Annotated in this window: 18 protein-coding genes; 15 read left to right on the top strand and 3 right to left on the bottom strand. The window is 53.4% G+C overall.

Annotation, left to right across the window (positions count from 1 at the left end; genetic code table 11):
* Positions 1-19 precede the first annotated feature (19 nt).
* The 10 genes from QA596_07970 (at position 20) to ftsZ (ending at position 13,723) form a co-directional block, all read left to right on the top strand.
* Entirely contained in the window at positions 20-2,128 is a 2,109-nt protein-coding gene (locus tag QA596_07970) for a penicillin-binding transpeptidase domain-containing protein (GenBank protein ID MDG5767397.1), read from the top strand.
* Positions 2,128-3,780: a UDP-N-acetylmuramoyl-L-alanyl-D-glutamate--2,6-diaminopimelate ligase gene (locus tag QA596_07965; GenBank protein ID MDG5767396.1), complete on the top strand. Its 1,653-nt coding sequence runs from the start codon at positions 2,128-2,130 to the stop codon at positions 3,778-3,780. The genes QA596_07970 and QA596_07965 overlap by 1 nt, the downstream gene beginning before the upstream one ends.
* Positions 3,781-3,788: 8 nt before the next feature.
* Positions 3,789-4,916, top strand: a complete 1,128-nt coding sequence (gene mraY, locus QA596_07960) for a phospho-N-acetylmuramoyl-pentapeptide-transferase (GenBank protein MDG5767395.1) — start codon at positions 3,789-3,791, stop codon at positions 4,914-4,916.
* A 128-nt stretch (positions 4,917-5,044) separates the two neighbouring features.
* The gene (gene murD, locus QA596_07955) at positions 5,045-6,403 is read left to right on the top strand and encodes a UDP-N-acetylmuramoyl-L-alanine--D-glutamate ligase (protein MDG5767394.1); all 1,359 of its coding nucleotides are present in this window, start codon (positions 5,045-5,047) and stop codon (positions 6,401-6,403) included.
* 1 nt (position 6,404) lies between these two features.
* Positions 6,405-7,589, top strand: a complete 1,185-nt coding sequence (locus QA596_07950; protein MDG5767393.1) for a putative peptidoglycan glycosyltransferase FtsW — start codon at positions 6,405-6,407, stop codon at positions 7,587-7,589.
* Positions 7,579-8,757: an undecaprenyldiphospho-muramoylpentapeptide beta-N-acetylglucosaminyltransferase gene (murG, locus tag QA596_07945; protein MDG5767392.1), complete on the top strand. Its 1,179-nt coding sequence runs from the start codon at positions 7,579-7,581 to the stop codon at positions 8,755-8,757. The genes QA596_07950 and murG overlap by 11 nt, the downstream gene beginning before the upstream one ends.
* On the top strand, positions 8,754-10,208 hold the full coding sequence (gene murC / locus QA596_07940; GenBank protein MDG5767391.1) for a UDP-N-acetylmuramate--L-alanine ligase: 1,455 nt from the start codon (positions 8,754-8,756) through the stop codon (positions 10,206-10,208). Before murG ends, murC begins: the two co-directional genes overlap by 4 nt.
* Positions 10,205-10,957: a cell division protein FtsQ/DivIB gene (locus tag QA596_07935; protein MDG5767390.1), complete on the top strand. Its 753-nt coding sequence runs from the start codon at positions 10,205-10,207 to the stop codon at positions 10,955-10,957. The genes murC and QA596_07935 overlap by 4 nt, the downstream gene beginning before the upstream one ends.
* A gap of 126 nt (positions 10,958-11,083) precedes the next feature.
* The gene (gene ftsA / locus QA596_07930; GenBank protein MDG5767389.1) at positions 11,084-12,340 is read left to right on the top strand and encodes a cell division protein FtsA; all 1,257 of its coding nucleotides are present in this window, start codon (positions 11,084-11,086) and stop codon (positions 12,338-12,340) included.
* 33 nt (positions 12,341-12,373) lie between these two features.
* Complete coding sequence (gene ftsZ / locus QA596_07925) at positions 12,374-13,723, top strand: cell division protein FtsZ (GenBank protein ID MDG5767388.1); 1,350 nt, start codon at positions 12,374-12,376, stop codon at positions 13,721-13,723.
* A gap of 110 nt (positions 13,724-13,833) precedes the next feature.
* On the opposite strand, the gene QA596_07920 is transcribed toward ftsZ, so the two are convergent.
* On the bottom strand, positions 13,834-14,751 hold the full coding sequence (locus QA596_07920; protein MDG5767387.1) for a hypothetical protein: 918 nt from the start codon (positions 14,749-14,751) through the stop codon (positions 13,834-13,836).
* Between the two features lie 444 nt (positions 14,752-15,195).
* On the opposite strand from QA596_07920, the gene QA596_07915 reads away from it, so the two are divergent.
* Positions 15,196-16,779 carry a glycoside hydrolase family 43 protein gene (locus QA596_07915; protein MDG5767386.1) on the top strand — a complete coding sequence of 528 codons (1,584 nt, stop codon included), beginning with the start codon at positions 15,196-15,198 and terminating at the stop codon, positions 16,777-16,779.
* Positions 16,780-16,919: 140 nt separating this feature from the next.
* Here QA596_07915 and QA596_07910 read toward each other — a convergent pair whose 3' ends face one another.
* Together QA596_07910 and QA596_07905 are read right to left on the bottom strand one after the other, a co-directional pair.
* On the bottom strand, positions 16,920-18,047 hold the full coding sequence (locus tag QA596_07910) for a hypothetical protein (protein MDG5767385.1): 1,128 nt from the start codon (positions 18,045-18,047) through the stop codon (positions 16,920-16,922).
* Positions 18,048-18,061: 14 nt separating this feature from the next.
* Positions 18,062-20,407, bottom strand: coding sequence for a hypothetical protein (locus QA596_07905; protein ID MDG5767384.1), 2,346 nt, complete (start codon positions 20,405-20,407; stop codon positions 18,062-18,064).
* A gap of 518 nt (positions 20,408-20,925) precedes the next feature.
* Here QA596_07905 and QA596_07900 point away from each other — a divergent pair.
* The 4 genes from QA596_07900 to QA596_07885 all read left to right on the top strand — a co-directional run bounded on the left by QA596_07900 (position 20,926) and on the right by QA596_07885 (position 24,037).
* Positions 20,926-22,140: a site-specific integrase gene (locus QA596_07900; GenBank protein MDG5767383.1), complete on the top strand. Its 1,215-nt coding sequence runs from the start codon at positions 20,926-20,928 to the stop codon at positions 22,138-22,140.
* Positions 22,141-22,151: 11 nt separating this feature from the next.
* Positions 22,152-23,057 (top strand): hypothetical protein, encoded by a 906-nt coding sequence (locus QA596_07895; protein ID MDG5767382.1) that lies wholly within the window; start codon positions 22,152-22,154, stop codon positions 23,055-23,057.
* Between the two features lie 219 nt (positions 23,058-23,276).
* Positions 23,277-23,564, top strand: a complete 288-nt coding sequence (locus tag QA596_07890; protein ID MDG5767381.1) for a helix-turn-helix domain-containing protein — start codon at positions 23,277-23,279, stop codon at positions 23,562-23,564.
* A 47-nt stretch (positions 23,565-23,611) separates the two neighbouring features.
* Complete coding sequence (locus tag QA596_07885; GenBank protein MDG5767380.1) at positions 23,612-24,037, top strand: hypothetical protein; 426 nt, start codon at positions 23,612-23,614, stop codon at positions 24,035-24,037.

Below are 24,037 nucleotides of genomic sequence, written 5' to 3'. Positions count from 1 at the left end.
GACACACATATTAAACCGCATGTTTGTGGTATTCGGACTCCTGCTCCTGATGCCGTTTGCCATCGGTCTGCAGATTATCCGGGTGCAGTGGCTGGAAGGCGCGCAGCTCAGGGCACTGTGGAGCGAACAGGCGATCGATGTCATTTCCATTCCAGCCCAGCGCGGACTCATTCTTGACAGCGAGGGCCGGGAGCTGGTCGGCAATACCGTAACCTACACCGTGGCCGTTGACCCGCTTCTGCCCGGAACTACCCGTGACGACCTCAACCGTTTTGCAGAAGAGCTGGCCAAAGTAGGCACCCGGCAGGCTTCCTGGTATCAGCAGAGGATTCGCTCTGCACCGCCGGCATCACGCTATGTGGTTCTGGAGCGAAACCTGAGTTCCGAAGCGGCCGATTATGTGCGAAATTTTGATCACAGAGCGGTTATCCTCGAGGAACAATACCGCCGCCGGTACAATTACGAATCACTGGCGTCACATGTGATAGGCTATGTAAACAGGGAGCTGAACGGTATGGGCGGCATGGAGGCCTCCTACAATGACTACCTGCGCGGAAGGGACGGAGAGCGGCAGGTGCGCCGTGACCGCAGCGGGCGTATCCGGGCTTATGTGGGCGCTCCCCGAAAGCAACCGGAGCAGGGCTATACCCTGGTCTCCACAATCGACGCGCATGTTCAGGCCATCGCCGAAGAAGAGCTTCGGCTGGGGGTTGAGCGGGCGAGAGCGGCCCGTGGCTCTATCGTTATCATGGACCCCCGCACCGGTGCCATCAAGGCAATGGCCAATTACCCGTCGTTCGATCCGAACCATCCGGCCGACGCCCCGTCCGAGCACCGGCGCAATACGATCGTCGCCGACATGATCGAGCCCGGTTCCACCTTCAAACTGGTGACGGCGGTTGCCGCCCTGGAGAACAATCTCGTTCAGCTCGATGAGCAGTTCGATACCGGCAACGGCCGAAGGCTTATCAGCGGCCAGATGATGCGTGACCATGACCCGCTGGGTACCATCAGTTTTCATGAAGCCATTCAGAAATCATCCAATATTGCCACCTCGGAGGTTGCCGGGCGTGTTTCCTCCGAAACCTTCTATCAGTACGTCCGGAATTTCGGCTTCGGCAGCCAGACCTACATCGACCTTCCGGGTGAAGAGTCGGGCAGCCTTCGCAAGCCCTGGCAGTGGTCGGCCGTTACCAAGCCCTGGCTCTCCATCGGATATGAGGTGCAGGTGACGCCGCTGCAGATGGCCCAGGCCTATGCCGCTTTTGCCAATAACGGAGTGATGATGCGCCCCTACATCGTTGAGAAAGTGCTTGATGAGCGGGGCCGCGAGGTCAAACGAAACCGGCCTCAGGAAGTGCGCAGAGTGATCAAACCCGAAACCATTGAAAAGCTGACGCCTGTTCTGGAAAGCGTGGTTACCGATTCGGGCACGGCGCAGTTCGCCAGAATCGACGGGTTTCGCATCGCAGGCAAAACCGGAACCGCGCAAAAGTTTATTGACGGCAGATACCAGGCTCGTTATCTGGCGTCGTTTGCCGGCTTTTTTCCGGCCGATGCTCCCCGGTATGTCTGCCTGGTGATGCTGGACGAGCCGCGCATTAGCTATTACGGAGGATTCATCTCCGGACCCGTTTTCCGCAATGTCGCGCTGCGGCTGATCGGCCTGGATGACGAACTGCATCTTGCCCCCGTGGAAGAGGACGAGCAACGAATGTGGGCTGTGGCACCCAATTTGCAGGGGCGTGGCATCGATGAGGCCCGTGCCATCCTGCAGGATTACAACCTGCGCTACCGGTTCCGGGGCGATGGAGATCATGTCGCGTCACAAAACCCGGCTCCGGGCGAACGCATCATGCGATCCGATCCGGTGCATCTGACACTTGCCGGCCGTGACAGTACCGCCATCAGTGATGCGCATGCGCTGGTACCGGATGTGCGCGGTATGAGCATGCGAAAAGCGTCGGCCTGGCTCCGCGAGGCGGGGTTTGAGGTGCAGATGGTCGGGTCCGGCACCGTCTATGCCCAGTTCCCACTGGCGGGACAGCAATACCGCAAAGGCCAGCCGGTTACCGTTCGCGGCCGGGCGCGTGACCTTCCAACCATCCTATCACACCGGGGGCGCTGATGAAGCCGGAAGAGCTGCTCCATATCATCCATCCGTTGCAACAGGCCGGCCGTTTTGACGGCACCCCGGGCCGCCTGGTTATCGACTCACGCGAAGTGCGCAAAAACGATGTATTTCTGGCGCTCAGAGGCACCAGGTCCGACGGACACGCCTACATCCGCGAGGCGGTTCGCAAGGGAGCCGGTGTGATCATCGCCGAACATATTCCCGATGCGCACAGCAGCGGGACACGTAGTTCGAAAACCATCCACCCGGAAGAAAACGTGTGGTACCTCCAGGTTGCCGATACCCGCAGCATTGCCGGCGAGCTGGCTCAGGCGTTCGCCGATTATCCTGCGAAATCGATGAAAATGGTCGGTATTACGGGAACAAACGGGAAGACGACGGTATCCACCCTAGTATATCAGGTGCTGGTGAAGCTCGGGTACCACGCCGGGCTACTCGGGACGGTGGAGACCCGCATCGGGGACAAGGTGCTGCCCAGCCGTCTCACTACGCCCGATTCCGTCACCATTGCGGATATTCTTCGGCAAATGGTAGAAGTGGATACGGCGTTTGCCATAATGGAGGTTTCGTCGCACGCGCTTGAGCAGCAGCGAACAGGGGGGATTCGGTTTGATGTCGCCGGATTTACCAATATCAGTCAGGATCACCTCGACTACCACCGCGACATGGCCTCCTACATCGAGGCGAAAAAACGGCTTTTTGTTACGCTGGATGAGAATGCCGTTTCGGTTGTCAATCGCGATGATCCGGCATCCTGGAAGGTCACGGACGGGTGCCGGGCCGATACTTGGTCGTTCGGCTTTGAAAGCGACCGGGATTTCCGGATTCTGGATGAACGGTCCGATGGCATGGTACTGGACCTCGACGGGACGATCGTCAGTACTCCGCTGACCGGCCGCTACAATGCCTATAATGTCGCCCAGGCCTATCTGATCTGCCTGGCGCTGGGGTGTCCGCAGTACAGTGTTGCCGGGGCACTCGGCGATGCAACAGGAGCGCCGGGCAGGCTGGAAAGGGTAACGGCCGGCGGGTTGCGTGAGGCGGAGACTCCTAAAGAGGCAAACGGTCAGAAGCCGGCGGAAGCTGGTGGCGACAGTGCCGGTGAGGCGGAAATGGAGCCGGGCGCGTCGGTGGAAACCACGCCGCAGCCTGTCGTCTTCGTCGATTACGCGCATACCCCCGACGCCCTCGAAAATGTACTGCGAACGCTCGACAACGTTCGGAGCCGAAAGGAGACGCTGCATGTGGTATTTGGCTGCGGCGGTGACCGGGACCGCACAAAACGGGCGGAGATGGGACGTATCGCCGACCGGTATGCCGATGTGGTGACCCTCACCTCCGACAATCCGCGCACCGAAGAGCCCGACGCGATCATTCGCGACATACGCGGCGGCATTGTACGCAGCGAACACCTCTATATCGAGCCCCGGCGCCGAAAAGCCATTCGCTCGGCCATATTGGATGCCGATACCCGGACGATTGTGCTGATTGCGGGGAAAGGCCACGAAACCTATCAGGAGGTGCACGGCCGCCGCCATAAATTCGACGACCGGGAGATCGCCGCCAAAGCCCTTGCCGAATGGATCGACCGTCGCCTGTCCGGCAAGCGAAAACGTGCACGCAAAACCGGTGGGGAGGTATCCTGATGCTCTTTATGCTACTCGACTGGATACAGCAGATCATCAACCCGCCGGGTTTTGGTGTATTTACGTTTATTACGGTGCGGAGCGCGCTTGCGGCACTGACCGCCTTCTTCATCTCCGTATTTCTGGGCCGCAAAATGATCCGGCTGCTCTCCCGGCTTCAGCTCCGGGAAAACATCCGGGACGATATCGGACTCGATGCCCATCAGGAAAAACAGGGAACCCCCAGTATGGGCGGACTGCTGATTCTCACGGCAATCATCGTTTCCACCGTTATGTGGGCCGATCCGGGCAACATCTACATCTGGCTGATTCTGATGGTGACCATAACGCTCGGCGGTGTCGGCTTTGTGGACGACTACATCAAAATCATCCGAAAGAACAAGGAAGGACTGCTTGGCAAATTCAAAATTATCGGCCAGGTGCTCGTCGGTGCCGTGCTGGGTTCGGTTCTCTATTTCCATCCCGATTTCCAGGACTACAACACGTTGAGTACCATACCCTTTGTCAAGGATACCAATATCGACTACGCCCTTTTCGGCGAAGCACTGGGATGGGCCGTCTATATCCCGGTCTGCATTTTTATCCTCACTGCCGTGAGCAATTCGGTGAACCTGACCGACGGCCTGGACGGCCTGGCCAGCGGAACTACCGCCATTGCCGGCCTCGCTCTCGGGATTCTCGCATACGTCTCCGGCCGTGTCGACTACTCGGGCTTCCTGGATATTCTCTATCTGCCCGGTACCGGAGAGCTTACCATCTACTGCGCCGGACTGGTGGGGGCCTGCTTCGGATTCCTGTGGTACAATGCCTATCCGGCCGAAATATTTATGGGGGATACCGGCTCACTTGCGCTCGGCGGTGGTATCGGAGCCGTGGCGCTGATGATCCATAAAGAGCTGTTGCTGCCCATTTTGTGCGGGATCTTCTTCGTGGAAGCCCTGTCGGTCATTATCCAGACCAGTTATTTCAAATACACCAAACGGCGTTACGGCGAAGGGCGGAGATTCTTCAAAATCGCTCCGCTGCACCACCACTTCGAAATGAAGGGATGGTCCGAACCCAAGATTGTCGTCCGTTTCTGGATCGTCGCCATCCTGCTGGCCATTTTCACCATCATAACCCTCAAACTGAGATGACCTGCCCGCGGGACCCTGCACCGGTTCCGAAATTCCAAACGTGCTTACTAACCCCGTGATGTGACAAACAATCATTCAGCTACCAGAACCATGAACCAGAACCTCCGAAATATCTCTTTGCTTGCACTATGACCCGAGTTCGTGACAGCCATATCGTGATCGCCGGTGCCGCCCGAAGCGGGGTGGCCGTGGCGGAGCTGTTGCTGCGCAACGGGGCCGGTGTGCTGGTAACGGATGCCGGAAGTATTGTCCCCGGTTTCCGGAAACGACTGGAGGGCATTGGGATACCCTTTGAAGAGCAGGGTCACAGCGATGCTGCTGAAAGAGGCGATTTTCTGGTGGTGAGCCCCGGCGTGCCCTCCGACGCCCCGTTGGTACGCGCCTATCTGGATGGCGGCAAACCGGTTTACTCCGAAATAGAAGTGGCCTCCTGGTTCTGCCGGAGCAGGATCATCGCGGTCACCGGATCCAACGGAAAGACGACGGTGGTGAATTGGCTGGCCGATGTGTGGAAGCGGTCGGGGCGTGATTTTCTGCTTGCAGGCAATGTCGGTACGGCTTTTTCGGAAGTGGTCGGGCAAACGGGTCCCGGTGTGGATGTCATCCTTGAAGTCAGCAGCTTCCAGCTCGACCATATCGATCGATTTCGCGCCCGGGTGGCGATTCTGCTCAACATTACTCCGGACCATCTCAACCGGTACCAAAATCGGTTTGAAAACTATATCGCTTCCAAAATGCAACTGCCCGGCCACCAGATGCCCGACGACATCCTGATTTACGGCTTCGATGATCCCGTGGTCCGGCAGCAGGTTGAGAAGCTGGAACGGCAGCCGTCGCATCCGGATCTCATCCCCTTTTCCAGCGAAGTGGAGGTGCCCGGCGCCTGCATTCGCGACGGTATTATTCGCATTCAGTCGGAGTCTCACAACGAGGAGGTACTTTCCATGAAAGAAATTGCACTGCCGGGAAGGCACAACCTGAGAAACGGACTGGCCGTAGCGCTGGCCGCACGAATATGTGAAATCGATAAAGCTCCCATCCGAGATAGTCTGTCCGGTTTTGAGGGCGTTCCGCACCGGTTGCAGAAAGTGCGTGAAATGGATGGGGTTGCCTGGTACAACGACAGCAAGGCCACCAATGTGAATGCCGTATGGTACGCGTTGTCCAGCTTTCAAAGGCCGGTGGTGCTGATCATGGGCGGCCGCGACAAGGGCAACGACTACAGCGAGCTCCATCAGGAAATCAGAAAAAAAGTAAAATCGGTAATTGCCATCGGAGAGGGCCGTGAGGCGATCCGCGAGCAGCTGGACGGAGTAGCGCCCGTGATCCGCTTTGCCGATACGATGCAGGAAGCCGTCCGGATGGGCTGGATGGATGCCACGCAGGGCGATGTGGTTCTGCTCAGCCCGGCATGTGCCTCGTTCGACATGTTTGATAGTTACGAAGACCGCGGCCAGAAGTTTATTCAGGCCGTAATGACCCTGTGATATGAGTATGTTTTCGACCACGTTCAAAAAGCAGTACCTGTTCGAGCAGCCGACCAACGGATCGGCCGCCGCAACCGGTGTGCCCAGCGACCGGTGGCTGCTGGTCAGCGTGGTTGGACTGATGATGGCCGGACTTCTTGCCGTCTATTCTTCGATTGCCTATTTCGCCGAGACCCACAACACCACGGCCGGCACCCTGGTAGGCAATCACGCCATCAAGCTGGTGATATCCCTTCTGGTGATGGTGATCGTCTCCAAATTCGACTATCGCCTGATCGCCAAGTTGAGCCGGTACGCTCTGCTGTTGAGCTGGCTCTTTTTGATCATTGTAAGTATCTACGGAACGGAGGTCTTCGGTGCCCGTCGCTCGCTCAGCCTGGGCGGGTTTTCGTTCCAGCCCTCGTCGCTGGCCACCGTCTCGCTGCTGGTGTACGTCTCCTGGCTGGTGAGCCAGAAGCAGGAGTACATCCGCAGTTTCAGCCGGGCGTTTCTGCCGACCATGGTCTGGGTGCTGGTTACCTGCGCCCTGATCGGTCTCGAGGACTTCAGCAGTGCCGCGCTGCTGCTGGTCATGTGTCTGATGATCATGTTCGTGGGACGTGTAAGCGTGTTGCATATTGGTACACTGCTGGTTGCAGGTGTCATCGGAGCCGGGGCGCTGCTCTCCATGTCGGCCGAGCGCCAGAGCCGGGTGACGAACTATGTCGATCAGGTGCTCCATATCGAAAGCACCGAGTTTCAGCTGACGAGCGGCTACCAGGCACAGCAGGCGCATATCGCCGTTGCACAGGGCGGTCTGCTCGGGGTGGGTATCGGGAAAAGCACCCAGCGCGATTTTCTGCCGGCTCCGTACAACGATTTTATTTATGCCATCATCACCGAGGAATACGGTCTTCTGGGCGCGGGGGTGGTGATGCTGCTCTATGTGGTCATCCTGTTCCGGGGCATTGCCGTTATTGCCAAACGCGCCCGCGATACACTGGGAATGCTGATGGCCGTCGGTTGTACGCTTGGCGTGACCATGTTCGCGTTTGTGAATGCCGGGGTGGCGACCGGCTTGCTGCCGGTAACCGGTCTCCCCATGCCGTTCATCAGCTACGGAGGTACAAGCATGCTCTTTTCTGGTGTGCTGATCGGTATTTTGCTGAGCATTTCCAAAACCAGGGAGGTGTCTCATGGCGGATGAACTACGCATAATAATGGCTGCCGGCGGAACCGGTGGACACGTATTTCCTGCCATCGCCATTGCCGATGCGATTCGGGAGCAGTATCCCTCCGCGCGGTTCCTGTTTGTCGGAACCCGCGACCGGATGGAGTGGAAGGCGGTGCCTGCCGCAGGATACGATATCACACCGGTATGGATCAGCGGCTTCCACCGGCGCCTGACGCTCAAGAATCTGCTCTTCCCTCTGAAACTGCTGGTCAGTTTATGGCAAAGCCGGTCACTGATCCGACGTTTTCGTCCGCATGCCCTGGTCAGTTGCGGCGGTTTTGCTGCGGGTCCGGCGGGATGGATGGCTGCCCGGCAGCGTGTACCGGTCTTCCTGCAGGAGCAGAACAGCTATCCCGGTGTAACCAACCGCAAACTGGCGCCGCACGCCGAGCTGATTTTTACCGCATTTGAGGAAGCCGGCCGCTGGTTCCCCGCAGACAGAACGGTTTGTGCCGGCAATCCGGTCAGGCAAAGCCTGATGGAGCGGCTGCGAGATTCGTCATTTGTCCGCAACGCGAAAGCGCATTTCGATTTTGACCCCGGCAAACCGGTGTTGCTGCTGATGGGCGGCAGCGGTGGTGCAAAGAGCATCAATGAAGCGGTGTTTAAAAACCTGGACGCGCTTCTGGATATGGACGGACTGCAAATCATTTGGCAGTGCGGTGAGCACTACCTGCAGGAGATACGGCTTCGGCTGGAACGGGAATACGGCATCGGTGAGCGGCAAGGGCAACAGGCCGGTTTGCGGCTTTTCGGATTCATGGATGATGTTGCCGAGGCATGGGCCGCCGCCGACACAGTGGTGGCACGGGCGGGCGCCATCACCTGCTCGGAGCTTATGGTCACCGGAAAGGCGGGGATACTGGTGCCGAGCCCCTGGGTTGCCGGCGACCATCAAACCAAAAACGCGGAAGCGCTGGCCGGCAAAGGCGCGGCAATGCTGCTGAAAGACGATCGCCTGGCCGATGAACTTCCGGTGGCTGTCCGCTCTCTGATCATGAATCCCGGAAAGAGGCTTGAAATGGAGAAAAAAATCGCCGGGCTGGCCAGGCCGAATGCCGCCCGTGAGATCGCAAGCCTAATTCTCAACCGCATCCGACCCGCCGAAACACCCATAACGAAAACCAGGGCAACCGCATGACACATTCGATTCAGACACAACCGGTTTTCGGCAATACGCGCCATATACACATGGTGGGTATCGGAGGGATCGGCATGAGCGGCATGGCCGAAATCCTGCTGCATCGCGGTTTCACCGTAACAGGATCTGACGGCAGCAAAAGCGAGAACACCGACCGGCTGGAGAAACTGGGAGCAACCGTATTTGTGGGCCACGATCCGTCGAATATCGGAGGGGCCGATGTGGTTGTGTACACCAGCGCCGTGACGGCGAAAGAAAATGTTGAAACATCTGCGGCACTGGATCGCGGGATTCCGGTGATCAAGCGCGCCGAAATGCTGGCGGAGCTGATGCGCATGAAGTACGGCATCGGCATTGCCGGAACCCATGGCAAGACAACAGCCACCACCATGACCGGCCTCGTGGTGCAGGCCGGAGAATTCGATCCGACCATTATTGTGGGCGGTCGCGTGCACAGTTTCGACAAAACCAACGCGGTCGTCGGCAAAGGTGATATTGTTATCGTTGAGGCGGATGAGTTCGACCGCACTTTCCTGCGTCTGAGTCCATCGCTCGCCGTCATCACCAACATCGATATCGAGCACATGGATATCTATGACGATGAGCAGGATATCAAGAACGCGTTCATCGAATTTGCGAACAAGGTGCCGTTTTACGGCGCGGTGATACTCTGTCTGGATGACCCGAAACTCCGCAGTATTATCCCGGAGATCGAGCGGAGAATCATTACGTACGGATTTACGCCACAGGCCCAGCTTCGACCGGCAGACGTGACGTCGGAACGGCTTCGCAGCAGTTTTACCGTTCTGTTTGAAGGCAGTGAGCTGGGGCGGGTTTCGGTCGACGCCCCGGGTGATCATAATATCCTGAATACACTCTCCGCCATAGGCATCGGCCTCGAGCTGGGGATTCCGTTTGAAAAGATCAGGAAGGGCCTGGCCGCCTACAGCGGAGTGTTCCGGCGGTTCCAGATCAAATATGAAGATGACGATGTGATGGTTGTGGATGATTATGCCCATCATCCCACCGAGGTGAAAGCGACCCTCAGCGCCGCCCGTGACGGGTGGCCCGAACACCGTATTGTCGCCGTATTCCAGCCGCACCTCTACTCCAGGACCAGCGAGCTGTACAAGGAGTTCGGCCTTTCATTCTTTGACGCTGAGAAGCTTATCCTCACCGATGTCTATGCTGCACGGGAAGCGCCTGTGGATGGGGTCGACGGACAGTTGGTCGCCGATACCGCCCGTGCGTTCGGTCACCGGGATGTGACCTACGTCGCCGACAAGAATCAGCTGCCGGAGAAGCTGGCAGAGGTGATCCGACCCGGCGACATGGTTATCACCATGGGCGCAGGTGACATTTACAAGTCGGGTGAAGCGTTTGTCCGGTCACTGAAACAGTCCGGTGCCGCAACCGGTGACAGTTCACAAAACCGCGGAGGTGGCCTATGACCCGCAGCATCGAAAAACAATCATTCGGTATCGAGTATCTGTTCGCGGCGGCGGCTCTGATCATTGCCGCGGTGGTAATAGGCTGGCAGCTCAACCGATCGGTGATGGTCTCGGAAATAACGGTGCACGGACACCTGCTTGCCGATGCCGATGGCGTCCTGTACAAAAGTGGTATCGATGAAGGCATGCACGGCGACAGCATTGTCTTTCTGGATGTGATTGAGCGGATCGAAACCCTGCCCTGGATCCGGACGGCGCATGTCAATCTCTCGCAGACGGGCAGAATGCGTATCCGGGTGGAGGAAGAGCGGCCAATAGCGCTTCTGGTGGATAACGGGCGCAGCGCGCTGGTCGCTGAATCGGGCATTGTACTACCGGTAGTGCTGGGGCGGCAGGTGGATGTGCCCATCCTGCATGGATTTTCACTGGACGGGATGCTTGCGGACGCTACCCGGCCCGACACGCTTGCATCGGAATCGTTTGAAATGGCGCGGTCGTTCCTGGCCCGGGCGGCCTCCTATCCGGGACTCTACGCGATGATCAGTGAAGTGATGGTCACCGGGCAGGATGGCGTTGTGGCACTGACCGACGAGAATACCGTGCGCCTGACCTTCGGGCACGAAGACTTCGACAGGCGGCTGCGAAAATGGCAGGCGTTCCAGTCGCAGGTTATCTCCCAAAAGGGAATCGACCATGTACGAACGCTGGATTTTCGCTACAGCGGACAAATTGTGGCCAGGGAGCGATGACAAAACGGAATACCACATATGAAACAACGAACAGAAATTTGAATGGTGACGGGGCCGAACGCCTTCTGCACAAGCCGGGGGCGTCTCCGGACGAACAGTTTACCTTATTAATCAGATAATAACGCTATGGAAGATCGGATCGTAGTAGGCCTGGATATCGGAACCACCAAAGTGTGCGCGGTGGTGGCATCCGTTGATGAAATGCAGAAAATCAACATTCTGGGGGTGGGGAAAGCCCCCAGCGACGGCCTGAACCGCGGGGTGGTCGTCAATATCGAGAAAACGGTGAACGCCATACGCACAGCCATCGAACAGGCACAGCTGGCCTCCGGGATTGAGGTGAAGTCGGTGAATGTCGGCATTGCCGGCGATCACATCCGCAGCATGCGGAGCAAGGGGGTCATCACCATCAACAACCGCGATAATGAAATCACGGTGAAGGATGTGGAGCGCCTGCTGGAGGATTGCCAGCGCATCATGCTTCCGACCGATCAGCAGATCATCCATGTCATCCCGCAGGAGTTTATTGTGGACGGCCAGGATGGTATCGGCGATCCTGTGGGCATGAGCGGCATGCGGATGGAGGCCGAAGTGCACATCATAACCGGACTGGTATCCGCCGCCAAAAACATGTTCCGGTGTGTGGAGCGGGCCGGGTTCCAGGTGGCCGACCTGATTCTCGAACCGCTGGCCTCGTCCTACGCCGTGCTTGATCACGAAGAGAAGGAGGCCGGAGTGGTACTGGTGGATGTCGGAGGGGGCACGACCGACGTCGCGGTTTTCCAGGATAACACCATCCGGCATACCGCCGTGGTGGCCATTGCCGGACAAAAAGTTACCGACGACATCCGCATCGGACTCAGCGTGTTGGAGGACCAGGCCGAAAAACTCAAGCGCGAGCACGGTCTGGCGTATGTCGATCTTATTCAGGAGGACGAAATCATAACCGTACCCGGAATCGCGGGGCGACCGCCCAAAGAGATCAGGAAAAGTACTCTGTCCAAGATCATCCAGGCCCGTGTGGAGGAGATCCTTGAAATCGTCGCTATCGAAGTAAAGCGAAGCGGGTATGCCAGCGAGATGAGCGCCGGAGTGGTATTGACCGGCGGAGGATCGCTGCTGGACGGCATCTGTCCGTTGGCGAACGATGTGCTCGGCATGGACGCCAAGGTGGGAATGCCGCGCGGCCTTACCGGCGGACTGGTCAACGAAGTGAAAAATCCGATTTACGCGACCGGTGTGGGCCTCGTGCTGCATGCGCTCCAGAAAAAGAAGGAGTCGGGCGGCCAGGTGATGATTCCCACATCCACCCAGGGGTCCAGCGTCGAAAAAGTGATGAACAGGATCGCAACCAGAATGAAGAGCTGGTTCAAAGAACTTTAGTGATAAACATAGCAATCAAAACAGGAGACGATTATGCCTAACGTCAATAACACACGATTCAGCTTTGATGAGCAAAGCCAGGATAATGCCAGGATCAAGGTGGTCGGCATTGGAGGTGGCGGAGGAAACGCCATCAACAACATGATCGCCAAGGGTTTGAACAACGTGGAGTACATTGCGTTGAACACCGATTCCCAGGCGTTGCGTCAAAACCATGCCGACATGACCATCCAGGTCGGCAAGAACCTTACCAACGGCCTCGGAGCCGGGGCCCGGCCGGAAATCGGCCGTGAAGCCGTCGAGGAGAACCGCCATGATATCGAGGAGTCGATAGAGGGTGCCGACATGGTGTTTGTCACCGCCGGTATGGGCGGAGGCACCGGAACCGGAGGGGCGCCCGTCATCTCGGCCATTGCAAAGCGCAAGGGTATTCTAACCGTCGGGATTGTAACCCTTCCGTTTGTGAGCGAAGGGCGCATCCGGATGAAATACGCTGTGGAAGGGATCAACGAGCTCAAGAAAAACTGTGACACCGTGATCGTAATCCCGAACGAGCGGCTGCTTGACCTGTGTGACGACAACACGACTCTGGTGGATGCCTTCAACATGGCCAACGAGGTGCTTTACAATGCCACTCGCGGTATATCGGATCTGATTCTGATGCCCGGACTGATCAACCTCGATTTTGCCGATGTGCGAACGACCATGCTCGACGGCGGTGCGGCCATTATGGGTTCGGCTTCGGCCACCGGTTCAGACCGTGCGGAAATTGCTGCCAGGGAAGCCATCAGCTCGCCGCTACTGGATGGAGTCAGTATTCGCGGAGCACGCAATGTACTGGTAAATATCTCGGCGGGCTCCACGCTCGGCATGCGCGAGGCTACGACCGCCACCAGTATTATCCAGCAGGAGGCCGGAGAAGATGCCGAAATCATCTGGGGTACCGTACTTGACGAAGACTTCGGTGATGATCTCAGGATCACGGTTATTGCCACCGGGTTTGATTCTGTCGATGAGGCCAGGGAGGCCGAAGAGGCACAGCAGGAAGCTCCGAAGGCGGAGGTCCGGCGGCCCGAACCGGCTAGAAGGGCACCAATAAATTTGCCGGCTGCGGATGAGATCCCCAAAAAATTCCGGCATGAGCCGTCGGAGTATTACAAGGGCGAGAAAAATTTGAAGCACCTTGATACCCCTGCTGTCAGCAGGCGCGGCGATATGCGTCCGGTTACCGAGGAAGAGAAGGGCTTCACCGAGCCGGAAGAGCAGCAGGTTCAGAAGCGCAGCACACCGGAATCAGGCAGCAAGCTGCTGAATAACCGTGAGGAGAAAATCGATAAAAACAATACGGAACAACCCGCTTTTCTCCGGAAGATTATGGATTAACCGTTTTTTTGATTGCTAACAAGGGTTGCCCTTTGAACGGGGCAACCCTTTTTTAAATGGTTTGATGGCAATCTGTGCTGAGGAATGCGAATTATTCTCAAGAAAGCGAATTATTCCCAGCTGAACTGCTGATCACCTATGGCAAGAGAGCCTGCTTCGGTCTCCAGATTCCACTCAATGTGGAAGACATCCCTCAGGTCTACATCTACAGGCAGGTTATCGGCGGCATCATCGAGTCCGGGGACATCGATTTGCGCATCTGATATTGTGGCAATATTTCCATCCACCCCGTAATTGCCTGTCGCAGTGTTGTAATAATCTTCGGTGCTGATGGCGATTTCCATCTCATAGTCTGCCAGACGGTCATCTTCTATCGACCAGGCTATGGTGCTTTCCACTTCATTCGCCTGTTCGATAAAATCGACATGAAACGACCAGACACCGGAGCTCCCGTCAAGAGCCGTTGTACCTTCGACCACCTGCTGTTCTTCGAATTGGCCTTCCAGGGAAGCGATGGCCGTCCAGTGGGCTTCATCACCGGATACCGAAGAGATTACCTGAAGGTAAAAAGTTTGCCCCGTCTCCCAGTCATCAATTTCATATTCCCAGATATACTCACCACCGGAAAGCTCCGCATCATCCCGGTTCCAGTCTGCAAACAGACCACTCAAGAGATTGACATTTGTTTGATGAAACTCTTCAAATGTGGCGACCAGGTTGGAAGCAACCATCCGTGCAATGGAGCCGCCGAACTGTTGCGTTTCACCTTCAAGAGGCCTCAAGGGTGAGATCGGGTTCGCGCCGGAAAGTAAGCCGGGGGCGGCATCGGTATCTTTCACCGAAAAAGAGCCTTCCTCAAAAGCTCCGGTCTGCATCTGGATCTGCTCGAATTGCGGCAGGTCGGGGATGTCCTGATCGGCAGAAGGATCATCGGAGGAGGTGGAGTCACTGCAGGAGGAAATGGAAAATAGCAGGACGCAGCACAAGACTGTCGACAGAGGTGCCAAATAGCTGTTTTGGTGTAGCATAATCAATGATTTTAGACCGCTTTGCTCGATTCAGGCACCTGATGCATCGCGAGTACGCCGGGTCGGATAATCCTTTTGACACGTGCCCTTACGAGCAATTCCAGTTATCCCGGCTATCCTGCCAACGATAGAGGAGGCGTTGTAGTATCTGATATCCGGGTAACAGGTAAACCACTGCTGCCTGTTGGGCAGGATAGGACTTTCAGGATGGATGAAAATTATCTGTCACGATTTATTTTATTTTGACCGGTCACAAGACATGGATCCGCAATATTTCCCATTCTCATTTTTTGCTTTTGTATGTAAACCTTTTTCAGGTCACAGGAATAATCTGTATTTTGTTCGGCAAATCAGGAGAATTTGGCAGAGTGGTTGCGCAAAATTCGCATCTCCGATAATATTGTTCCGCTGAATTACTCAAACACGACCAGACTTAATCATATTATGAAGATAATCAACCCCATCCTTCCCGGTTTTAATCCCGACCCTTCCATTATTCGCGTCGGTGATGACTATTATATCGCCGTTTCGACGTTCGAATGGTTTCCCGGAGTGCAAATACATCACTCAAAAGATCTGGTTAACTGGCGGCTTGTTGGCCGGCCGCTGAACAGGACTTCCCAGCTTAATATGGCCGGCAATCCCAACTCCTGCGGCGTCTGGGCCCCTTGCCTTTCGTATGACAACGGAACGTTTTACCTGATCTATACGGATGTTAAAACCTTCAAGGGTGAGTTCAAGGATGCGCACAACTATATGGTAACCACCGATGACATCACCGGTGACTGGTCGGAACCCATTTACATGAACAGCTCCGGATTTGACCCCTCTCTGTTCCATGATGATGACGGCAGGAAGTGGTTTGTCAATATGGTCTGGGATCACAGAAAGGACAAGCATCCCTTTGGCGGCATTCTGCTTCAGGAATACTCTCCCGAGGAGAAGAAGCTGGTCGGCCCCATAAAGAATATTTTCCTGGGCAGCAAAATCGGGAAAGTGGAAGCACCGCATATCTACAAGCTCAATGGCTATTATTATCTCATGACCGCGGAAGGTGGAACCGTCCTGAGACACGCGGTTACGATGGCCCGGTCGAAAAATGTTGATGGTCCGTACGAATTGGATCCGAAGAATCCGATGCTGACCTCCTACGACAATCCTGAGCTGGAGCTTCAGCGTGCCGGTCATGCTTCGCTGGTCCAAACACAAAAAGGTGACTGGTATCTGGCGCACCTCTGCGGCCGGCGCATGCCGACCAGAGGCCGCTGTCCGATGGGACGTGAGACCGCACTCCAGAAAGTCGAGTGGGATGATGAAGGGTGGCTCCGGTTGGTGGACGGATCCAACGAACCCAAAGTGGAAGTGGAAGGCCCCGGTCTGCCGGAGCACAAATGGGAGAAGGAGCCCCCGAGGGATGATTTCGATTCCGATCAGCTGAATATCAATTTCCAGTTTCTGAGAGTGGATATCAGCGATCAGATTTCTCTCACGGATCGTCCGGGCTTTTTCAGGCTGTATGGCGGGGAGTCATTGAGTTCGTTCCACCGGCAGACACTGGTAGCGCGCCGGCAGCAGTCGTTTTTCTATACGGCGGAAACAGGCCTGGAGTTTGATCCGGAGACCTTCCAGCAGATGGCCGGCCTCATTTGCATGTATGACAACCAGAACTTCTATTACCTGCATGTGACGGTGGATGAGGAACTGGGCAAATGTCTGGATCTGATCACCTGTCAGGAAGGGGCTTTTGAGTTTCCACTACAGGAGAAGATTCCACTCAGCGGCAAAGGTCAGACGTACCTGCGCGCACGGGTAGAATATGACAAACTTCGATTCTCCTGGTCGGATGACGGAAAGAACTGGAACGAGATCGATATTGATTTCGATGCCAGTACGCTGTCCGATGAATTCGGCGAAGGCGGCGGAGACGCGCACTTCACCGGTGCGTTTGTCGGGTTGTGCTGCCAGGACCTGTCAGGCAGACGCAAACCGGCTGATTTCGATTATTTCGAGTATAAAGAAGGAAGATAGTACAATGATCGAGGCGATATCCGATTTCGGGTATCGCCATCGATTCGATTTCATCAAGAGCCGGTTGGGATGGCCGACCGGAGACGCCGGGCTGTTGTATCCGCGCAATGGGGTGAACCGGCTTCACAATTAATATACCGCTACCTCCAAAGCCATCCGCGCCGCTGGATATCGAGATTGGTAAGTCCCAGCTCTTTTGCCCGATCCACAACGGCATCGTACTCTTCCGTTGTGATTCTCCGGGATATTTCCGGATAGTCGTACGCCTTGTGCTGCGGGTTGTATTGTGACATGATGTTGACGTAGGTATTCTTTGGAAGGTTTTCGGCAATCCACTCCATGATTTCCACCGAGCCGCTGGTCTCGTTGGGCATGACCAGGTGCCGGATCATCAGGCCACGATGCATGATTCCGTTCTCATCCGGTTTGGCCACGCCAACCTGGCGATGCATCTCGAGAATAGCCTTTTTTGTGATCTCGGGGTAGGTTTTTGCTCTGCCAGTGAGTTCCTTCGAAAGGCCGCTGTCCCAGAATTTGAAATCAGGCAGGTAGATATCGACCACTCCGTCAAGAAGCGACAGGGTCTCGAGGCGTTCCCATCCGCAGGTATTATAGACGATCGGCAGGCGGAGTCCCTTTGATGCCGCCATGTCGACTGCTTTTACAATGAAAGCCGGATAGTGAGTCGGCGTTACCATATTGATGTTGTGGCATCCAATCTGCTGAAGCTGCAGCATGTAACCGGCCATCTCTTGAATCGTTCTCTGTGACCCGCGACCAAGATGGCTGATCTCCCAGTTTTGGCAAAAAACGCAACGCAGGCTGCAATGGGTCAGGAATATGGTGCCGGATCCACCGTTGCCGACCAGCGGACGCTCCTCTCCGAAGTGGGGCATCGCAGAGGAGATATGCAGCTCTGTTCCCGGTGACCGGCAGTAACCGGTTTCCCCCCCATGGCGATTTACCCCACACTCTCTTGGGCACGTTCGGCAGTTTTCCATCAAATCCCAGAGTTGATCTCCCCGCTCTTTGAGCTCGCCTGTCCGATGAAGCTTCAGGTATCCCGGTTCAAAATCGCCAGGAGCGGCCGATCTGCCGTTCGAGCTGCCGGTGGATGCAATGGAACGGGTATTCGAATTGCCGGCGGCTGCAAGGGAACTGGCAAATGTTCCGAGCACTATGCCGCACACCCCGGCCTGGCAGCACATTTTCGCAGTATTTTGAAGAAAAGCTCGTCTGCTCTGATTTTTATAAGCTGAGGTATTCATAATATTCTTATCGGTTACGTTTTCGTGTTAGTCACAATTGAACCCCAAGCTGCACCGGGAACGCTTGCAACCATGATAAAACTTGTCAATTTGACCATGGCTACGGTGATGCAGGTACCGGTCAGGCCCATGACCGGAATCAAAAGTACACCGCCCACGATTCCGCCCAGCCATCCGCCCAGCAGGTCGGAGCCATAGATCAATCCGGCCGTTTTGCTCAATCCGTCAGGATTATTCAGATAGAGTTTGTTGGCCAGTGGAAATTGTGCACCGACAAGCAATCCGCTCACAAAGGCGACGGCCAGAAACAGTATGCGGACAAAAAGGAGGCTGGTCTGGGTATCGGGGAGTGCCCTGCCGGCCAAGAAGATCAGCGGAAGAGCGATGGCAAAGGCAATGATTGCCGCCTCAAAATAGAGAAACGGCCGCTTTCCGGACGGCAGATCGCCCATGATACGGGTGATATACATCGCTCCGATTCCTGCCCCCGCCATAAATGCAGCAACCAGAAGGCCCACCCACGAGAAGACATGCCCGTAGGTAATCTGAAACATGAATATCACCACCAGACTGAAAATCATGCCGGCAAAACCGCTTGTGAAAATGGCAATCGGAATGGCAGCGCGCGCGTATCTTCCGGTCGCTAACCTGTACAGGAAATGCAACATCAGTACGATCAGGAGCACCGGTATAACGACATTCAGTCCTGCACGATCAAGCTGATTGAAATATTTCCCGAAGCCGGGAGCGTGCAGAGAGTTCCAGTGTGCGATATGATAGAACATCCCCACCGGCCTGAAATCGTAATTGATATCGGTGGTCATACCGTCAATGTAGTCCTGGAACCATTGTTGCCAGCCGGCGTGCAATTTTTTTTCTATGTCCCAGGGAACCATCGATTCAGCGAGGATGCCCCGCCTTTCGAGCCGGTCCATCATTTCCATAAGATCCAGCCGCATGATATCTTCCGAATCGGAGGAAAGGTAGATGTGCTTGCTGTCACCGGGGCTTACCCGAACGTGGGAAAATACGCTTTTGAGCGTATGAAATATGTTGCTGTTGAGGTTTTTGATTTCATCACTCATGTAGGTCAGAGAACCGGGTGCGCCGATAACAAGAATTCCGCCATCATTCAGCCGCTTTTTGGCCAGTTGGTAAAACTCATGTGTGTAAAACCTGTTTGCCTGCAGATTGGAGGGCACCATCACACCAATAAAAATCACGTCGTACCTGCCGGATGTCTTTGATAGGTACAGGCGTCCGTCCGTATGCTCCAGATGCACTCTCTCGTCATTGAGTTCGGATTCTGTCAGCGGGGTCGGATGCTTTCGGATGATGTCGATCAGCAGCGGATCATGTTCGGCGTATTCGACGGATCGGATGGATGGATGCTGCAGCACTTCGTTGATGATGCCGCCGGCGCCGCCTCGTAAAATCAGCACATCCCGGGGGTTGGGGTGGGCCAGGAGGGGAAGATGGACAAACTCCTCGACAAACTGGATATCCGGCTCCGGTGTGATCAGTTCGCGAATGCCATCCAGAAAAAACAGATACTGCCCGTCCCGCTCTACCACACTGATGTTGTTGTACCGGGAATTTTCATAGTGCACCACGTTGTGGTTTTTCCACTGCATATCGATCGAACGGTTGTGGATGTTGTCTGTGGTTCCGCCGATCAGTGCATATCCGGTTAAAAGCAGCAGTACGATGAGTCCGACCGGCATCACCCTAGTCAGAGCCCGGGGACTGTCGGTTTGTTCGATGCGATGCGCTCCAAAAGGCGACATCAGAAAGAGACACGTGATGATGATAAGAAGCGCGATACCGAAAGCTGCCTCAAACGTATGGAGCAGCGGGATGAGGAGAAAGGTGCAGATGATCCCGCCCAGGACGGTTCCGATAGTTTCGTAGACATACACCTTTCCTGTGGATGATGCGTCCATGACCGAGAACATCGCATAGATCCGGCATCCGATGGTAAACAGGGCGCCGTGAAGAAAGCAGACGGGCAGCAGGATCAGGAACGATGAATAGAACATGGGGATCAGTTCCACATTTTCCCCAATGGAGACGCCGAGAAGGTTTTTGAGGATGCGTGTGAAGAATATCGCGGCAATGAATGCGGCAGAAAACAGTACCGCGATGATAGTATAGGCCTCCAGTTTGTAGCGGGTTTTATCGGCGATTCTACCCAGGGTGAGGCAGCCAGCCGCTTCGAGAATCAGCCAGTTGGCCAGGATGATGCCGATGCTGAGCTCGATTCCGGCGAAGGCGATCATCAGCTCGCGCAAAAGGAGGACTTCGGCCACCAATCCACTGAAGCCCATCACCACAATAGCTATGCGAACACGTCTTTGCATCGGCACTTTGGAATACTTGCGATGAATTGCAACTATTACGTTCAAGCCGGCCCGGCGGGGCGTGAATATTCTCTATGCTGGCTTACTGAAAAGATCCGGTGAGAATATGAATCTATCAAGAATAACAGGGGTGCTTTCAGCCTGTTCAGGCACTATTGCACTTTCCCGGATTACAGTATCACTGACTTGTACAGAAGGCCCCGAAATGGTTTTGATTTCTACACTTTGGTATCACGGTTTTTTGAAACTTATAGGCGCCTGTACCTGCAAGTGGATCAAAAATAATAATTCGCAAGTCGTTGTTTTATAAGGGGAGCCGAAGATCGGAGTACAACCTCGCTCACTTACCTGCATACAATTTGTGTGATAGGCACATAATATGCACTTTATTTAGCTATAAGCAATATTTTGTTGTAAGTTAGAAAAGCAGTTATAACAAAATAAGTTACACCATTGTTACACCGTTTATTTGATATTCTGTTCGGTGATGTGGTGGAGAACTGATAAATGGAAAGCTTATGGTAACTCGGTTTCATTTCTATCTAAGGACTGATCGGAAGAAGAAAAATGGTGAGTGCAACATATATTTAAGGGTCACTCACAACCGAAAACATGCCTATATAAGTACGGGTATATCTGTGCTACCGAAATATTGGAACGATAGAAGCGAATCTATAAGAAAGAGTCATTCCAATAATAAAGCGTTGAACGGTTTATTGACCTCCAAGAGAGAAGAGGTTGAGAATATCTATGAGGATCTTGAAAAGTCTGGCACCACCTCACTAAAAGCTTTCAAGAACAGGCTGACCGGGGTGTATAAAACCAATTTCTTCGACCTTGCTGATGACATTGTCAGTGAGTTGAAAAGTGCTGGCAAATTCTATCCGTCAAAGAATGCTAATGTTACAATAAATAAGCTGGAAGAGTTTGAAGGGAATCGTTTTCTACCGGTCAAGCAAATGGATGCGGATTACCTGGAACGCTTCGAAAAGTACTTGATACTGGAGCATAAGAACGGTAGTAACACCATTAGCAAAAACTTCGAATTGATCCGAAAGGTTATTAAACAGGCCCTGAAGGACAAGATCATCACGGTTGACCCATTTACGACCTTTGATGGTGCCAAACGTAAGGCATCCGGTCAAAAGCTAAAATTGTCAATGGAGCAAATTCAAAAGATCGCCAAACTTGGCCTGTCTGAAGGAACTGCCCTCTGGCATGCACGAAATGCCTTCCTTTTTAGTTTTTATAGCGGTGGTATCAGGTTTGGCGATATCTGTTGCCTTAAGTGGAAAAATGTTCGTGAAGGGCGACTATCATATGCAATGAATAAAAACGGTAAGTATTTCAGTACCGTGATGAATGACTATCAGAAAGAAATTCTTTTACGCTATTCCAGTAAGGAGGAATATCCGGAACATTACATATTTCCGTTTCTTAATAGCCACAAGAAGTATGAAGATGACATGGCGCTACGTCGACAAATTAGTTCCAAGAACTACATTGTAAATAAAAACTTAGCAAAGATAGCCAAGCAAGCAGAGCTTGATGATACTTTTTCATTCCATGTCTCCCGTCACTCATTTGCGCAACATGCCGTGGAAACCGGTTTGGACGTATATGAGTTGATGCAGACACTCCGGCACACGAAAATAGAAACTACCCAAAAATATCTGAAGTCACTTGATGAAGGGCTTGCGGATAAGGCGATGTCAAAAGTTTTTGGATCATAATTTTTTTAAAGATGTCAAACCTGATTAATGAATTTGAAGAAATCGTTTCAAGTTTAACAGTTGGAACAGCTCTTTTTGATCACCAAGGTGAACTAATAGATAGGATGAGAGATGAGCTGGATGCTCTTGAAAAGCTCAACCCAAGGAGAAGGGTTAAGGTGTTAAACGAAGCTAAAATGGAAGCTGGGGTAAATATTCGTGCTGATATCGATGAAATTTCAGAACACAATGTTGATATGCTTATAAGCAGACTCTTTCCTCCCAAGGAAGAGTCTCAAGAGTCCGAACCAATTATAATTCAGGAACTAAACGACAGAGAATTAAGACCAGGAACAAGCCTTCTTTCTGAGGTGAACCTGACAGTTAAGCATCAGATTTTGTTCTTGTTAAAAGATCTTTCTTCCAATAGAAATGAATCTGATTCGAGAGAATTTATTAGTTTAATCAATCCGAAATATCCACTTGATAATTGGGGGCCTAGTTCCCAGGTCTGGATTTTATGGTGGCAGATACAACAGCATAAGCTGAGGTTATTTGAAATTGAGTTTAATGAGAGACGTGAAAAAGGTTCTTTAGGCAATTTAAAAAGAACAAAGACTCTACCCGAGCAGCTTATTGACGAATATAAAAGAGATCCTGAAATAAGAAAGGTTGTCGAAAAGTTTATTGACAGGTCGAGAAATTCGATACATGATAAAGATGAAAAATTCTTCATTGCAGGTAAGTATAAAGAAATAGATCGAGAAGTTGAGTTTGTATCCCCGAGGACTGCAGCGAAAAGAATTCAGGACGATCCATATTGCGTAAATAGTCTTAAGGGCGATGGAAAAAAAGCTGCCATTAACAGGATTGAGAGGGTTGTAAAACTTTATAGAGAGTTACTTGACAATAATAAACTACCTCCAAGGAAGGATTAATCAGTTACAATTTATCTGATGATGCTTCCTATAAGAGAAGCATATCGTTACATAAATCCTCAAGTAGAGGAGTTTGTCTTCACCGAAATGCTGCCTGAAAGTGCATTCAAACAAGAATGACACGTAATGCACGCTATGCACGCTATTCTGAATGCGATTTTTGGAGATTAATTTTGTGCTAAAGGTTGATGAAAACCCCAAACCCAAAGCACAAAACAAATGGATATATATTTCCCTTCAAAAGATGACCTTGAACAGCTGATAACCAAAGCTGTTCGAAGGACGGTAGAAGAAGCCCTGCCCAGCGCTATTCACAAAGCCACACGCAAGAAATGGCTTAATACCGATGAGGTCATGAAAATGCTGCAATGCTCACGCAGGCATGTACAGTATCTTCGAGATTCGGAGCAATTGCCGTTCGTGCAGAATGGTAGGACCATCCGGTACGACATAGATGACGTGGAACATTTTCTGAACACCCATAAGGTCAGAAGCAGGCAACATTGAAAAATGTTTTTCTGTCCCATCATTTTCAACATAAATGACATAAAACTATGCTTAGTGAAGAAAATAAATCAATCTGCCTGGAGGATATTAAAGAGGAAATTAACCATAACCTGGTTAAAAATAAGTCGCTTGATGCGGGATCCAGTGCACTTTCAAAGTGGCTTGATCAAATCCAGGAGCTCGACTTTCGGGCACATTCAAGGGCCCGCTATGATGTGCGTGCCAAGAATTTCAAAGAGCTGAATAAGAACGTATACAAGGAAGGTGGCAACGTAGACTCAACCAAAGATAATGAGCTTGCAGTTGCCGCTCGTGCCCGGCGCGATGGCCGGATGATGGCGGAATTGTTTAGAATAACTGGACCCCGAAACAATCTGCATGAATTTCATGCTCGGTTTTCCGAAATGGCAAAACGGTATAGCAGCTTCGGGTATTTTGATTTTGAAATTGAGTTTTACCGGGGGATACGCTGA

The organism is Balneolales bacterium ANBcel1, assembly GCA_029688905.1.
In the GTDB taxonomy this organism is placed as follows: Bacteria; Bacteroidota; Rhodothermia; order Balneolales; family Natronogracilivirgulaceae; genus SLLW01.
Note: the sequence above shows the minus strand (reverse complement) of the source record. Positions and strands in the feature narration are given on the sequence as shown.